The organism is Actinoplanes philippinensis (genome assembly GCF_900113015.1).
Taxonomy (GTDB): Bacteria; Actinomycetota; Actinomycetes; order Mycobacteriales; family Micromonosporaceae; genus Actinoplanes; species Actinoplanes philippinensis.
Genome location: NZ_FONV01000009.1, coordinates 257,074 through 271,420 on the forward strand (window position 1 = coordinate 257,074; position 14,347 = coordinate 271,420).

Consider the following 14,347-nt stretch of genomic DNA (forward strand, 5'->3'; position numbering starts at 1 on the left):
GGTGGGCTGAACGCCGGACCGGGAGTTGATCGGCCGTCGCGCTGCGGGGGATCATCGGCTGGTGAAGGTGCAGGCAGCGGTTTCCGGCGATGTGGACGGCTTCCTGGCGCTGGCGGCGAGCGTGGAACAGTGGTTCGGCCCGATGGCGAGCGACCCGGGTTTCCTCGAGGCGGTGCACCGGAACATCGGCCGGGGCAGCGCGTTCGTGGTCCGTGGCCGGGAGGATCGACTGCTCGGCGGGATCCTCACCGGCGGCCGGGCGCCGACGTATCGGATCAACTGGCTGGTCGTCGATGCGCTCGCCCGCCGGGGCGGGGTCGGGCAGGCTCTGGTGGCTCATGTGGTCGGCCGGTGTCAGCGCCCGTGCAGCCTCGACGTGGTGACGTTCGGCGAGGATCATCCGGCGGCCCAGGTCAGCGGCGCCCGGGCGTTCTACGAGCGTCTGGGTTTCCTCGGCGGCGACGCGGAGCCCGACGGTCCGGAGGGCGGGAGCCGGCAACGGTTCCGCCGCACTCTCGTTTAGGACGGTGGCCGACCGGGTTCCGCCGGTGGAGATCCGGGCAGATCGCGGACCGCGAGGGCGGCCTTGTCGGGTTTGCCGCTCGGCGCCGGCGGAACCTGGTCGATCACCGTGACGGTCCGGGGGACGCTGGAGGCGCCGAGCGTCGCCTCGACCAGGGCACGGAGCCGGGCCGGGTCGGGGGTGGCGCCGGTGGCCGGGACCACGAAGGCGTGGACGGCCTCGCCGGTCTCGTCGTCGGGGCGGCCGACCACATAGGCCTCGGCGACGGCCGGGTCGGTGGCGAGCCGGCGTTCGATCGGGCCGGCGTGGACCAGCGTGGCCTGGACGATGATCACGTCTCGGGCCCGGCCGTGCAGGTGCAGGTAGCCGTCGTCGTCGAGGGTGGCCAGGTCGCGGGTGCGGACCCAGCCGTCGACGAAGACCTCGGCGCTCTCCCGGGGGTCCTGCCAGTAGAAGCTCGCCTGGGCGGGCGTCCGGACGTACAACTCCTGGTCGTTGATCCTGAGGTCGGTGACCGACGGTGGCCGGCCGACGGTCTCCGGCCTCTCGCCGGGGAAGGTCATCGAGATCATGCCGGTCTCGGTCTGGCCGTATCCGTGGAAGACGATCGGCCCGAGGACGTCGAGCGCCTCCCGCAGGCGGGCGGGCCGCAGTGGCGAGCCGGAGACCATCAGCGCCTTCAGGCTGCTCAGGTCGGCGGGGTCGGTGCGCTGGGCGCGGACCAGCTGGTGGAGTTTGCCGACGGTGATGACGCTGGCGGTGGCCCGGTGGCGGACGAACGCTCCGGGGAAGTCCGGTGGGTGGGCGGCGACGAGGGTGCCGCCCGCGGTGAGCGCGAGGATGCCGTATTCGAGCATGACCTGGCTGTTCAGGGAGCCGAAGACCAGGTAGCGGTCGAGCCGGGTGGCGAGTTCGGCGATCACCGGAGGCCAGCGGCCGGGGTGGGGTGCCCAGGACGCGGACATCGCGGCGTACGTCTGGGCGCAGCCTTTGGGGTGGCCGGTGCTGCCGCTGGTGTAGATGATCCGGGCGACGTCCGGGCCACGGCCCGCCGCGCTGACCGGGCCCGGCGGGTATTTCAGCAGGTCAGCAGCGGTGGCGTCGTCGATCAGGACGGCGTCGTCGCGGTCCAGCAGATACTCCAGCTGGCCCGGGGCGAGTCCGGGTGGGATGCCGCAGACGCGCGTTCCGGCCGCGAACGCGGCGATCGTCGTGGCGAAGGCCTCGGCGTTGACACCGAGCCGCAGCGCGATCCCGCGGCCCGGGCCGAAACCGTGGTCCCGCAGGCCGGTGGTGACGCGGCGGATCATCGTGTGCATCCGGGCCGCCGTCACGACCCGGTCGCCGTCCTCGAAGACCGGGCGGTCGCCGCCGGTGGCGAGCAGGTCCAGGACCGGTTCGGGCCACATGTCAGAGCAGGCCCTTGAGGAAGCGGGCCAGGGGCTCCTGGTGTACGGACGGGATGTTCCAGTGGTTCTCCAGGTTCTCGGCCAGGTGGTGCTCGGCGACGACCTCGCCGTGGCGGCGGGCCCGGACCACCGGGTGCAGGTAGCTGGCCTGATGGGCGGTGGCGGCGTCGTTCTCGGGGATCCGCGGGACGGTGATGTCGAACGGGTCGACCTGGTCGTGGCCGGGCCCGTATTCGAGGGTGACCACGAACGAGAGCGGCTCGGGCCACAGGTGGGCGACCGGGATCTCCTCGTAGTAGCCGGCCCGGCCGTCGGCGACGGTGACCACGTCGGCGAGCACGGCGAACTGCTGCCACAGCGCGGAGGTGACGTTGATCCGGGCGATGATCGCGTCGGTGATCGCCTCCGGGGTGGCGTCGACGGGTGTGGACGGCCACGGGATGTCGTGGTGACGGCTGCGCAGGATCCGGTGGAGAGCGCGTACGGCGTACCGGAATCCGTGAATGAAGCCGTTGGTGGATTTCTTGAAGTCGCGTTGCTGCGAGAGGGTTCCGGCGAAGTAGAGGCCGGGCACGTTGACCGATTCGTAGGCGGGGGTCTGTGCCGGGAAACGGTCGTCGATCGCGAGTTCCGGGCGGGCCGACTCGTCGAAGATGGTGGCGTCGAATCGGAAGCCGGTGGCCAGGATGATCCGGTCGTAGTCGATTTCGCGGAGCCGTTCGCTGGTCCTGGCATAGCGGAAGACGATCCGGAAGCCGCCGTCGTCGCGCCGGGTGATCCGCTCGACGGTTCCGTCGAGCACCGCGTTCTGCGATTTGAGCTGATACGTGTCGAGGAAGTTGTTGTTGACCGCCCGCAGGTGCCCGACGTAATGGGTCTGCCAGGCCAGCCGGATCGAGTGCGGACCGGCGACGTGAATCGTCGACGCCGTCTCGACCAGCGCGTCGGCGGTTTCGAAGGCCGAGTTGCCCTTGCCGATGATCAGGACCCGCTGGTTCTCGAAGCCGGCCGGGTCGACGCTGACCGTGTCGTAACGTTCGCACAGGTCAGCACCGTCGATCGGGGGCACGTACAACTGCGAGACGCCGGTGGCGACGACGACCCGCCGCGCCTCCCACGAGCGGTCGCCGGCCACCACCGTGAAGACGTCGCCGTCCCGGGAGACGCGCTCCACACGAGTGCCGAAGACGATGTTCAGTCCTCGGGCGAAATCGGCCAGATAGCGCACCAGATCGTCGGCGCCGGGGAAGTATCGGCGGCTGTAGTTCTTGAACAGCAGCGCCGGGTCGTCGGTGAGCAGCGAGTTCCAGTCCGAGCGCAGATTGAACTCCGGGTCGTCGGATCCGGTGAACACCTTGTTGATGGAGATCAGCGTCCGGTGCCGCGGATAGCGGGTGAAGAAGGCGCCCGGCGCGTCCCCGGCCTCGATCACGACGTAGTCATGACCGTCGCGCTCCATCAGGGAGGCGAGCTGCAGGCCGGCGGGCCCGGCGCCGATGATGAGGTAGTCGTGCGTCATGCGCCGGAAGCTACCGGCCCGATTTCAGAGGGTTCTGAGAAGTGCGGATTAGCGTCGGCGGGCATGACGATCGAGGTGGATCTGGCGGCCCCGCTGAGCATCGCGGATCTGCGCGCGGCCCGCGAGCCGATCACCGTGCTGGTCGGACCGGCGGTCCGGGAGCGGGTGACGGCCGGGCGTGTCTTCCTGGCCAAGGTGCTCGGCGACGACCGGGCGGTCTACGGCGCGACCACCGGTTTCGGGGCGCTCGTGGGGTATGCGGGCCGCGCCGACCAGCGCGATCAGGCCGACAACACGCTCGCCCACCTGGGCGCCGGCCAGGGTCCCGACATCGAGCCGGATCTGGCGCGCGCCACCCTGCTGGTACGCGCGCACTCGCTGGCCCGTGGTGACTCGGGCGTGTCGCCGCACGTCGTCGACGCGCTGGCGGCGGCGCTGGGCACGACGTTCGCGCCGGCGATGCCGCGTCTGGGGTCGGTCGGCGCGAGCGGCGACCTCATCCCGCTGGGCGCCGCGGCGCAGGCGTTGCGAGGGCGGGGAGACGCCTATCTGGACGGGCGGCGGCTCCCCGCCGCGGAGGCTCTGGAGCGGGCCGGCCTGGAGCCGCTGCCGCTGGACGGCCGGGATGCGCTCGCACTGGTCAACGGCACGTCGCTGACGACGGCGGCGACCGCGCTGGCGCTGGACCGGGTCCGGGCCTCGCACCGGGTGATCCAGCTGCTCACCTGTGTGCTGGCCGATCTGCTCGGCTGCGATCCGCAGTTCCTCGACGCGGGCCTGCTCGACGCGTACGGCCATCCGGGCGCGATAGCGGTGGCGGCCCGGATGCGCGCGACGCTGGACGGGGTGACGCCGTCGGGGACGCGGCCGCTGCAGGAGCCGTATTCGATCCGCTGCACGCCCCAGCTGCTGGGCGCGGCCGAGGACGCGCTGCGGTACGTCGACGGGGTGGTCGCGGCCGACCTGGCCAGTGTCAGCGACAACCCGCTGTTCTTCCCGGGCGCCGATCGGGTGGTGCACGGCGGCAACTTCTTCGGTCAGCCCGCCGCCTTCGCCGCCGACCTGCTCACCATGGTTCTCGCGCAGCTCGGCAACCTGGCCGAACGCCAGCTGGACCTGCTGGTCGACCCGGTCCGCAACGGCGGCCTCCCGCCGATGCTCGCGGCCGGCCCCGGACAGCAGCACGGCCTGCAGGGCGTCCAGCTGGCGTCGACGGCGCTGATCGCCGAGATCCGCCGGGACGCGATGCCGGCGAGCATCCAATCCCTGCCGACGAACCTTCACAATCAAGACATCATTCCCTTGGGTACGCAGTCCGCGCTGCGTGCCCTGGACCAGTCCCGCCTGCTCAGCCTGATCACCGGCTCGCTGGCGCTGGGGCTGCGTCAGGCAGTGCATGTGGGCGCGCGTACCCCCACCGCCCCGGCCTGCGCGGAGTTGCTGGACGCGCTGGCCGACGCGATCGCTCCGATCGACCCGGACCGCCCGCTGGAGGCCGAGGTGCGCGTGGCCGCCGCGATCGCCGAATCCCGGAGCGGATTGAAAAATCTCTGATTTCTTGTTCGTAGCGTCGGCGGCATGGCGCTTGACTACGTGATCATCGGGGCCGGCCCGGCCGGGCTTCAGCTGGCCGCTCTGCTGGAGGCCGACGGCAAGCGTGACTACCTGCTGCTGGAGGCCGCGGACAAAGCGGGCGCCTTCTTCGAGCGGTATCCGCGCCACCGGACGCTGATCTCCATCAACAAGCCGCACACCGGCACCGACGATCCGGAGCTGAATCTGCGGCTGGACTGGAACTCGCTGCTCAGCGACGACCCGGAACTGCTGTTCACCCGCTACACCGGGCGCTATTTCCCGAGCGCCGACACGATGGTCCGCTATCTGGGCGACTTCGCCGGGCGCACCGGGGTGAAGGTGCGCTACAACGCGCGGGTGACCAGGGTCGGCAAGGTCGGGGACCTGTTCACCGTCGAGGCCGGCGGCACGTCGTACACCGCGCGAAGAGTCGTCGTGGCGACCGGGGTGTCGCAGACCTATCGGCCGGACATTCCCGGGTTCGAGCTGGCCGAGGGCTACGACACGATGTCCACCGACCCGCGCGACTACCTGGACCAGCGGGTGCTCATTCTCGGCAAGGGCAATTCCGCGTTCGAGACGGCGGACAACCTGATGGAGACGACCACGGTGATCCACGTGGCCGGCCCCAGTTCGGTTCGGCTGGCGTGGCGCACGCATTTCGTCGGCCACCTGCGCGCGGTCAACAACAACTTCCTCGACACCTATCAGCTGAAGTCGGCGAACGCGATCCTCGACGGCTCGGTGCGCCGCATCGAGCGCGACGGCGACGGTTTCCTGGTGACGTTCGCCTTCTCGCGGGTCGACGAGGTGGTCAAGGAATTGCGGTACGACCGGGTTCTGGCGTGCACCGGTTTCCGTTTCGACGCGTCGATCTTCGACGAGTCGTGCCGGCCGGAGCTGGCGATCAACGACCGTTTCCCGGCGCAGACCGAGGCGTGGGAGTCGGTGAATGTGCCCGGCCTGTTCTTCGCCGGCACGATCAGCCAGGTCCGCGATTTCAAGAAGTCCACGAGCGGTTTCATTCATGGATTTCGGTACGCCGTACGCGCGCTGCACAGGATCCTCGAGGGCGCGCCCTGGCCGGCCGAGAAGCTCGACGTCACCCCGGAGGCGGTGACCGACGCCGTGATCGCGCGGGTGAACCGGACGTCGGCGCTGTGGCAGCAGTTCGGGTTCCTCGCCGACGTGGTGACGGTCGGTGAGGACGGGGCGCGCTATCACGACGAGGTGCCCGTCGACTGGTTCGTCCGGCACGGTCTGGCCACCGCCGGGCACGACTACCGGGACGCGTTCGTGGTGACCCTGGAGTACGGGCCGGATCACGACAAGGTGGACCCGTTCGACATCAGCGTGGCCCGGATCGCGCAGGACACGCCAGGTCAGGCCCACGACGCCGCGTACCTGCACCCGGTCGTGCGGCACTACCGCGACGGCGTGCTCGCGGCCACCCATCATCTGGCGGAGAACCTGGAGAACCGGTGGGACCGGCCGGAGGCGCACGTCAAACCGCTGGCGGCGTTCGTGGCCCGAGCCCTGCGGTGAACCCGGTGCACGCCGACTTCTTCGCCGGCGGGGCCGGTGCGGAACGGACCCTGCGCGACAACCTCGACGCGTACCACCGGCTGCGGATCGTGCCCCGGGTGCTGCGCGCCACCGGCGACCGTGACCTGCGCACCACCCTGTTCGGCACGCGGCTGGCGACGCCGGTCCTGGTCGCGCCGACCGCGTTCCACCTGCTGGCCCATCCGGGCGGTGAGGCGGCGACCGCGGAGGGGGCGGCCGCCGCCGGGACGATCATGGTGGTGAGCATGGCCGCGACCCAGCCGGTCGAGCGGATCGCCGAGGCCGGTGGCCCGCTGTGGTTCCAGCTGTATCCGCAGCCGGATCGGGAGTTCACCGCCGCGGTGGTGAAGCGGGCCGAGGCGGCCGGCTGCCGGGCGCTGGTGGTGACGGTGGACTCGCCGGTCTTCGGCCGCCGCGAGCGGGACCTGCGCCACGGCTTCACCGACCTGCCGGCGGGGCTGGCCTGCGAGAACATGCGCGACGGCACCGGGCGGGTGCGGGACATCGCGATGGACGCGACGCTGGGCTGGGACCGGATCGGGTGGCTGCGCGAGATCACCGGGCTGCCGATCCTGCTCAAGGGCATCCTGCATCCGGCCGACGCGCGGCTCGCGGTGGAGCACGGCGTGGACGGGGTGATCGTCTCCAACCACGGCGGGCGGCAGCTGGACGGGGCGCTCGCCACGATCGACGCGCTGCCGGCGGTGGCCGAGGCGGTCGGCGGGCGGATCCCGGTGCTGGTCGACGGCGGGATCCGGCGTGGCACGGACGTGCTGATCGCGCTCGCCCGGGGCGCTGCCGCGGTCCTGGTGGGGCGGCCGGTCCTCGACGCGCTGGCACAGAACGGCGCGGACGGCGTACGAGATCAGTTGCGGACGCTGACGGCGGACCTGGACCATGCGATGGCGCTGGCCGGAGCGAAGCGACCGGCCGATCTGAGCCCGGACCTGGTGCGGGTGGCCGGATGAACGCCGTGGTCCGGCTGCGTGAGTGGATCTTCCAGCGGGTCAACGGCACCGAGGGCATCCCGGTGCCCGGGCCGCTGATCGGCGCGGAACACTTCGAGCAGGTCTACAGTCATCCGGCCGCCGACGGCCGCAGCCGCGGCGCGGGACTGTCCGACCTGTTCTGGTACTGGCTCGCGCCGGGCCCGCAGATGCACCAGGAGCACCTGGAGCCGGGTGATCGCTATCAGACAGTCGCCCGCACCACCCGCAGGGTCCTGGCGGTCCCGCACGCACGCTCCGACGAGCTGGCGACCGCGGCGACACGCCGGATCCTGGACCGGCTGCCGGCGGAGCGGCCGTCGCTCGTACGGCTGCGGGATCTGTTCATGCCGGTCTGGGCGGAGGTCTTCCACGAGCTGGTCTTCGCCGAGGCGTGTCCCGGCGAGGCGCGCGAGCTGATCGTCGCCAACGCCGACGACGTGGTGACCGCGTTGAAGGGGCTGAGCCTGCGGCACATGCGCCGCCGCGACCGGCTGACACGCTACCTGCTCGGCCGGATCGAGGCCGGGACCTGCCCGGTCGTGCTGCCGCCGCCGTTCACCGCCCAGGAGACGGCCTGGTATCTGCAGGGCGCGTTCTTCAACACCGCGGTCGTGCAGATGTCCGAGGCGATGGCGCACATCCTGCTGTGCGCCGCCGGATACCCGACCGACCTCTCCGACAGCTCGCTCGACCGGCTCATCGACGAGACGCTGCGGGTGCATCCGCTCTTCGGCATCGCCCACCGCATCACCTCGGCGCCGATCGTGGTCGGTGACGTCACCCTGCCCACCGGATCGGTGCTGCTCTTCAACTACCTGGCGTTCCAGCGCACCGGCCCGGCCGCCGACGACACCTTCGACCCCCAGCGCTGGAAGACCCTCAAACCCCGGCAGGCACATTTCATCCCGTACGGGGTGACGGCGAACCGTGCCTGCCCGGCCCGCGGCGCGGCTCCCGTGATGCTGCGCGCCGCGACCCGGGAGGTGCTGCGCCGGTTCACGCTCGCATCGACGGTCCGGCACACCCGGTCGCTGCCCAGCCGTGGCCCCGCCTACCTGACCCCGATCGGACGGCCGGGACCGACACCCGGCCGTCTGCTCGCGTTGCGCCGCGCCGATGCCGTCGCCGACGCCGGCCGCTCGGTGAAACAGCTGGTGCTCGGCACCTGGATGGTGCTCGACGCCCGCCGCCGGAAGCTCTGCGCCACCTATTTCGAGGAGGCCCGCCCGTGACCCCGACCGAGCTGGCGCCGCGGTTCTTCATCGCGGTCGCCGTGATCCTGCTCTTCTGCCGCCTGGTGTCCTGGCTGCTCGGCAAGGCCGGACAGCCACCCGTGGTCAGCGAGATGCTGGCCGGGGTGCTGCTCGGACCGTCCCTGCTCGGCCTGCTGTTCCCCCAGGTCCAGGAGGCGCTGTTCCCGGCGCCGCTGCTGCCGGTGCTGTACGTGGTCGGGCAGGTCGGCCTGGTGTTCTTCATGTTCCAGGCCGGGTACGCGTTCAAGTCGCACCGGGTCACCCGGCTGGCCGGCACCGCGGGGGCGGTGTCCCTCGCCGGGGTCACCGCTCCCCTGCTGCTCGGCGTGCTGCTGGTGATCGTCACCGCGGACACGGTCCCGCTGCGGCCCGACGGCGTGTCGGTCGGGGTGTCGGCGGCGTTCGTCGGCGTGGCCCTGGCCATCACCGCGTTCCCGATGCTGGCCCGGATCATCACCGAACGCGGGCACGCCGGCACCCGGCACGGCTCGCTCGCCCTGGCCAGCGGCGCGATCGACGACATGGTCGCCTGGATCATGCTGGCCGTGGTGCTGGCGTTCGCGTCCGGCGAGGCCGGGCCGGCGTTCGTCACCGCGGGCGGCGCGGTCCTGTTCGGTCTGGCGCTCTGGTTCGGCGGGCCGCGGGTGACCGGGGCGCTGATCCGCAGCGACCGGCTCGACGATCGCGGGCGGATGCTCGGCGTGGTGGCGCTGCTGTTCCTGGTCGCCTTCTACACCGACGAGATCGGCCTGTACGCGGTGTTCGGGGCGTTCGCGCTCGGCGTGGTGATGCCGCAGCACGAACGCAGCGACCGGGTGATCGCGGTGACCAACCCGGTGGCGTCGGCGGTGTTCCTGCCGCTGTTCTTCACGTTCTCCGGGCTGCGGACCGAGTTCGCGCTGCTCGGTGATGTACGGGTGCTGCTGTTCGCGGCGGCCTGCGTGACCCTGGCGATCGTCGGCAAGTTCGGGGCGTGCTGGGCTGCCGCCCGGCTGCGCGGCGAGCCGAACGCGGTGGCGCTGAAGGTCGGCGCGCTGATGAACGCGCGGGGGCTGATGCAGCTGATCGCGCTGAACGTCGGCCTGGAGGCGGGGATCGTGAACTCGTCGCTGTTCACCGTGCTGGTGCTGGTCGCCCTGGTCACGACCATCATGACGACGCCGGTGCTGACCTGGCTGGAGCGGCGGGAGAAGCGGGCGCCGGCGCCGGTCGAGGAGCCGGCTCTGGCCGTGCCGTAGAGCGAACGGCGGCCGGCCAGCCCCGCTCCAGGATGTCGAAGACCGCCTCGACGGCGGCGCGTGGGTCCGGCCGGCCGCGGACGAGGCCGGGGATCTCCAGGACGAATCGGGCCAGCGCCACGCAGCCGAGGTCGTCGCGGTCCACACCGCACTCCTCGGCTATGGCGGCGCCGAGACTGTCGGTGTGCCGGGTCCACATGCGTTCGGCATACGACCGCAGGGCCGGCGTGGCGTCGACCAGGGCGACGAACTCGGCCATCCGAGGATGCCGCGCGACGGGGAGGTAGGCGTCCAGGATGTGTACGCGGAGCGCGCCGACGATGTCCTGGCCGGCGGCGCGCTCGCGCACCGCGGCGATCAGCTGCGCCTCGTTGTCCTGCTCCCGGTCGAAGACCAGGGCCTCCTTGCCGGAGAAGTGTTTGAACAGCGTCGTGGTCGACACGTCGGCCGCGTCGGCGATCTCGCGCAGACTCACCCGGTCGTAACCGTGCTCGAGGAACAGGCGGAGGGCCGCGTCGGCGATCGCCTGCCGGGTGGCCGCCTTCTTGCGCTCCCGGCGGCCGACAGGTGTCTGAGTCATGAGCCGAGTATAGGCGAAGGTGGCATCAGACCAAAAGTTGACTCGTTGCACTTTTAGAATCGTTCTGCTTTTCTTGGGCCATGACCTCACCCACCAGAGAAGCGCGGATCGACATCATCGGCGCCGGGCCCGCCGGGCTCACCTGCGCCCGCATCCTGCAACGGCACGGCATCACCGTCACCGTCCACGACCGCGACGCCGGCCCGGACACCCGCGATCAGGGCGGCAGCCTCGACCTGCGCGCCGACAGCGGCCAGCTCGCCCTGCGCGAGGCCGGTCTGCTCGACGCGTTCCTCCGGCTGTCCCGCCCGGAGGGCCAGGAGATGCGCATCCTCGGCACCGACGGCGAGCTGCGGGCACGCGTCGTCCCGGAGGAGGGCGAGCCGGCCAAACCCGAGATCGACCGCGGCCGGCTGCGCGACCTTCTGCTCGACTCGCTCTCGCCCGGCACCGTCCGCTGGGGCCGGGCGCTCACCCATGTCAGCGGGGCCGCGGGCGGTCCCCGCAGACTGCACTTCACCGACAGCGCCTCCATCGAGACGGACCTGGTGATCGGCGCCGACGGCGCGTTCTCCCGGGTGCGGCCGGCGGTCTCCGCGGCGGTCCCGCAATACACCGGCGTGAGTTTCACGGAAGCCTGGTTCCACGCCGTGGACGATCGGCACACCGAGCTGTCCACCCTGATCGGCCCGGGCAGCGCCACCGCAGCCGACGGCCGGCGCGCGCTGTGGGGCCAGCGCAACGGCGGTGACCACCTTCGCGCCTACATCATCCGCCAGGTCCCTGCCGACTGGATCACCGCCGCCGGGCTACGGCCCCATGACACCGCCGGCATCCGCGCCCACCTGCTCGACGAGTTCGCCGGCTGGTCGCCCCGCCTGCGGCGGATGATCAGCGACAACGACGGCCGGTACGTCGACCGGCCGATCTTCGCGCTCCCCGCCCCGCACCTCTGGGACCACGACCCCACCGTCACCCTGCTCGGTGACGCCGCCCACCTCATGCCCCCACTCGGCGTCGGCGTCAACCTCGCCATGCTCGACGCCGCCGACCTGGCGCTCGCGCTCGCCGGCTCCGCGACCATCGACCAGGCTGTTCGCGCCTACGAGGACACCATGCTGCCCCGCTCCACGGAGACCGCCAAACTGCTCGACGGCTGCGTCGAGGACCTGCTCAGCGACGACCTGCCGCCCGAGTTCGGCGGCGATCACAGCGACTGAGGCCACCGCGGCGCCGGTCGCTTCTAAGAGTTTCATTTAGAAATCGGGCTTCTTCGTCCAGATCGCCCAGACATATGAGATCTTCGATGTCATGCGCCGGCTGCTGGTCGTCGAGGACGACGCCGAACTACGCGAGATGGTCGCCGGGACCCTGGTCGACGAGGGCTATCACGTCGACCAGGCCCCGGACGGGCAGCGCGGACTGCACCTGGGCCTGACCAGGCCGTACGACGTGCTGGTGATCGACCGCCGGTTACCGGCCGTCGACGGGCTGGACCTCATCACCAAGCTCCGCGCACGGGCCGTCGCCGCCCGCGCGCTGATGCTGACCGCGCTCGGCACCGTCGACGACCGGATCGCCGGCCTCGACGCGGGCGCCGACGACTACCTCGTCAAACCGTTCGACCTCGACGAGCTGAGCGCACGGATCCGGGCCCTGTGCCGGCGTACCTCGGACGCCACCGACGCGCTGCGCATCGGCGGCGGCCTGCTCGACCTCGGCGCCCGCGACGCGGTGCTGCCCGACGGGACCCGGGTGTCGCTGTCGGCGCGCGAGTTCGAGCTGCTGCGGGTCCTCGCCGCCCGGCCCGGCGCCGTGCACCCCCGGGCGGCGCTGCGCAGCCGGGTCTTCGACGAGGCGGCCGCGGCGTCGATCGTCGACACCTACGTCTACTACCTGCGCCGCAAACTCGGGCGCCGGGTGGTGCAGACCGTGCACGGGCTCGGATACCGGCTGGGCGCGCTGTGATCCGCGACGTCGAGCCGTGGGCGGTCCGGCGGGCGCGGGCTCGGACATCGGCAGGGCCCGCCGCGGCCCGCGACGTCGAACTGCGGGCGGTCCGGCGCGCCCGCTGGCAGATCGGGCTGCTGGTCGGGCTCGCGATCGCGACGCTGCTGGCGATGGCCGGCGCCTTCGCGTACGAGGTCATGCGGCACAGCCAGGAGGAACAGATCGGCCTGGAGCTGGACTACGGCATCCGCAACGGGATCATCGCCGGGCCGCCCACCTGCAGCTGGATCTTCTTCTACGCCCCGGACGGCCGGCTCACCCACGCCGACCGGGCCGCTCCCGCCGGGCTGCCGCTGCGCGACGACGCCGAGGAGGTGGCCGCCACCGGCGCCACCCGCGACCGGCAGGTCGACCGGGACGGCACCACCTACTGGATCCGTACCCAGGACCGCGGCGCCGGCATCGTCCAGGCCGTCTTCGACGCCCGCTTCCAGAACGCCGACCGGCGGCATCTGCTCACCGCGTTCCTGCTGGCCGCCGTGGCCGGACTGCTCGCCGCGATCCTGGCCGCGATGCTGGTCGGCCACCGGGCGGTCGCCCCGCTGGCCGAGGCTCTCAGCCGGCAGCGCCGGTTCGTCGCCGACGCCAGCCACGAGCTGCGCACCCCGATCGCGCAGGTCCACACCCGCGCCCAGCTGCTGGCCCGGCGGGCGGCGCAGAACGGCGCGGACCGCCGCGACCTGGACCGGCTCGTCGGCACCACCCGCCGGCTCGGCGAGATTGTCGACGAACTGCTGCTGTCCGCACGTCTGGGTGCCGACAACCCGCGGCCGGGCACGCCGGTCGATCTGGCGCGGCTCACCGTGGAGGAGACCGAGCGGGCGCTCACCGGCACCACGGCGGTCACCCTGAGCACACCGCCGCGGCCGGTGCCGGTCGTCGGGGTGGAGTCGGCGCTGCGCCGGGTGGTCAGCGAGCTGCTGGCCAACGCGCTCCACCACACCGCGGACGGCCGGATCACGGTGACCGTGCTGGCGCTGCCCACGACGGCGGAGCTGACCGTCACCGACACCGGCGACGGTTTCGACCCGGCCGACGCCGAACGGATCTTCGACCGCTTCCACCGCGGCCCCGGCGGCGGCGAACGCCGCTTCGGCCTGGGCCTGGCCCTGCTGCGGGAGGTGGTGACCAGCCACGGCGGCACGATCGCCGCGGACGGCCACCCGGGGATGGGCGCGACGTTCACCGTCCGCCTCCCGCTCGCCGTTCCCGCGGCGATGACCGCCGCGCCGAGGCTCTCCTTCGGGGAAGGAGTCTCCGGCGCGGCCTTCTGGCTCAGGGGCTGATCCCGGCCCCCGGACGGAAGGGCGAGCCGGGCGAGGTGGCCGCAGGTGGGGCGAGGTCTCGTCCGGATCGGAGGTGGACGGTCGGCGATCCCACCCTCGATCATGTTCGCCGGTTCGGTGACGTCCGGAGACGCGTTTCCGACGACCCAGGCCGCCTGCCGACGGGATCGGACCACACCTTGTTCGCGTTCACATCCGGACCCCCGAAGATGTCTCGACGGGACGATCGCGGCAGCCGCCCAACAGAGGTGCGGAGTCATGGCCTCGGCACGGCCGCCACCAAGGCACTGATCTGCAAAGATTGTTTAGCATTCGCAGGGTGGGGCCGGCAGCGGTCTTCGCAGCACGAAGCATCGCTCTCGGCGACGACTTCCGGCCGGAGCGATCCGAGAGCGCTAA

The 14,347-nt window shown here is 71.8% G+C and carries 12 protein-coding genes; 9 read left to right on the forward strand and 3 right to left on the reverse strand.

The features are described 5' to 3' along the window. The first annotated feature begins 61 nt into the window (after positions 1 to 61). Entirely contained in the window at positions 62 to 523 is a 462-nt protein-coding gene (locus BM290_RS24660; protein ID WP_203779466.1) for a GNAT family N-acetyltransferase, read from the forward strand. Here BM290_RS24660 and BM290_RS24665 read toward each other — a convergent pair. Both BM290_RS24665 and BM290_RS24670 read right to left on the reverse strand, forming a co-directional pair. Next, positions 520 to 1,932 (reverse strand): class I adenylate-forming enzyme family protein, encoded by a 1,413-nt coding sequence (locus BM290_RS24665; protein ID WP_093617983.1) that lies wholly within the window; start codon positions 1,930 to 1,932, stop codon positions 520 to 522. The genes BM290_RS24660 and BM290_RS24665 overlap by 4 nt on opposite strands. 1 nt (position 1,933) lies before the next feature. Next, positions 1,934 to 3,451, reverse strand: a complete 1,518-nt coding sequence (locus BM290_RS24670; RefSeq protein WP_093617985.1) for an NAD(P)-binding domain-containing protein — start codon at positions 3,449 to 3,451, stop codon at positions 1,934 to 1,936. 63 nt (positions 3,452 to 3,514) lie between these two features. Here BM290_RS24670 and BM290_RS24675 point away from each other — a divergent pair, with 63 nt between their 5' ends. From BM290_RS24675 to BM290_RS24695, 5 genes are read left to right on the forward strand one after another with little or no spacing between them, the layout of a single operon-like run. Continuing rightward, a complete protein-coding gene (locus BM290_RS24675; RefSeq protein ID WP_093617987.1) occupies positions 3,515 to 5,005 on the forward strand; it encodes an aromatic amino acid ammonia-lyase in 1,491 nt (496 codons plus the stop codon). A gap of 24 nt (positions 5,006 to 5,029) precedes the next feature. After that, the gene (locus tag BM290_RS24680) at positions 5,030 to 6,571 is read left to right on the forward strand and encodes an NAD(P)-binding domain-containing protein (protein ID WP_093617989.1); all 1,542 of its coding nucleotides are present in this window, start codon (positions 5,030 to 5,032) and stop codon (positions 6,569 to 6,571) included. Between the two features lie 5 nt (positions 6,572 to 6,576). Then, complete coding sequence (locus tag BM290_RS24685) at positions 6,577 to 7,560, forward strand: alpha-hydroxy acid oxidase (RefSeq protein ID WP_239143652.1); 984 nt, start codon at positions 6,577 to 6,579, stop codon at positions 7,558 to 7,560. Continuing rightward, a complete protein-coding gene (locus tag BM290_RS24690; RefSeq protein ID WP_093617993.1) occupies positions 7,557 to 8,813 on the forward strand; it encodes a cytochrome P450 in 1,257 nt (418 codons plus the stop codon). Before BM290_RS24685 ends, BM290_RS24690 begins: the two co-directional genes overlap by 4 nt. Next, positions 8,810 to 10,072 carry a cation:proton antiporter gene (locus BM290_RS24695; RefSeq protein ID WP_093617995.1) on the forward strand — a complete coding sequence of 421 codons (1,263 nt, stop codon included), beginning with the start codon at positions 8,810 to 8,812 and terminating at the stop codon, positions 10,070 to 10,072. Before BM290_RS24690 ends, BM290_RS24695 begins: the two co-directional genes overlap by 4 nt. Here the strand turns inward: BM290_RS24695 and BM290_RS24700 are convergent. Continuing rightward, positions 9,984 to 10,652 (reverse strand): TetR/AcrR family transcriptional regulator, encoded by a 669-nt coding sequence (locus BM290_RS24700; protein ID WP_093617997.1) that lies wholly within the window; start codon positions 10,650 to 10,652, stop codon positions 9,984 to 9,986. The genes BM290_RS24695 and BM290_RS24700 overlap by 89 nt on opposite strands. Positions 10,653 to 10,732: 80 nt before the next feature. On the opposite strand from BM290_RS24700, the gene BM290_RS24705 reads away from it, so the two are divergent. From BM290_RS24705 to BM290_RS24715, 3 genes are all read left to right on the forward strand, one after another. Next, complete coding sequence (locus tag BM290_RS24705; protein WP_093617999.1) at positions 10,733 to 11,872, forward strand: FAD-dependent oxidoreductase; 1,140 nt, start codon at positions 10,733 to 10,735, stop codon at positions 11,870 to 11,872. A 91-nt stretch (positions 11,873 to 11,963) separates the two neighbouring features. Then, complete coding sequence (locus BM290_RS24710; protein WP_177319883.1) at positions 11,964 to 12,620, forward strand: response regulator transcription factor; 657 nt, start codon at positions 11,964 to 11,966, stop codon at positions 12,618 to 12,620. Continuing rightward, complete coding sequence (locus BM290_RS24715) at positions 12,617 to 13,948, forward strand: sensor histidine kinase (RefSeq protein WP_239143651.1); 1,332 nt, start codon at positions 12,617 to 12,619, stop codon at positions 13,946 to 13,948. Before BM290_RS24710 ends, BM290_RS24715 begins: the two co-directional genes overlap by 4 nt. The last annotated feature ends 399 nt before the right edge of the window (positions 13,949 to 14,347 follow it).

Bases quoted from the DNA above. Each gene is read 5' to 3' on its own strand.
- BM290_RS24705 (WP_093617999.1), top strand. From the start codon at position 10,733: ATGACCTCACCCACCAGAGAAGCGCGGATCGACATCATCGGCGCCGGG.
- BM290_RS24665 (WP_093617983.1), bottom strand. From the start codon at position 1,932: ATGTGGCCCGAACCGGTCCTGGACCTGCTCGCCACCGGCGGCGACCGC.
- BM290_RS24700 (WP_093617997.1), bottom strand. From the start codon at position 10,652: ATGACTCAGACACCTGTCGGCCGCCGGGAGCGCAAGAAGGCGGCCACC.
- BM290_RS24690 (WP_093617993.1), top strand. From the start codon at position 7,557: ATGAACGCCGTGGTCCGGCTGCGTGAGTGGATCTTCCAGCGGGTCAAC.
- BM290_RS24675 (WP_093617987.1), top strand. From the start codon at position 3,515: ATGACGATCGAGGTGGATCTGGCGGCCCCGCTGAGCATCGCGGATCTG.
- BM290_RS24710 (WP_177319883.1), top strand. From the start codon at position 11,964: ATGCGCCGGCTGCTGGTCGTCGAGGACGACGCCGAACTACGCGAGATG.
- BM290_RS24680 (WP_093617989.1), top strand. From the start codon at position 5,030: ATGGCGCTTGACTACGTGATCATCGGGGCCGGCCCGGCCGGGCTTCAG.
- BM290_RS24670 (WP_093617985.1), bottom strand. From the start codon at position 3,451: ATGACGCACGACTACCTCATCATCGGCGCCGGGCCCGCCGGCCTGCAG.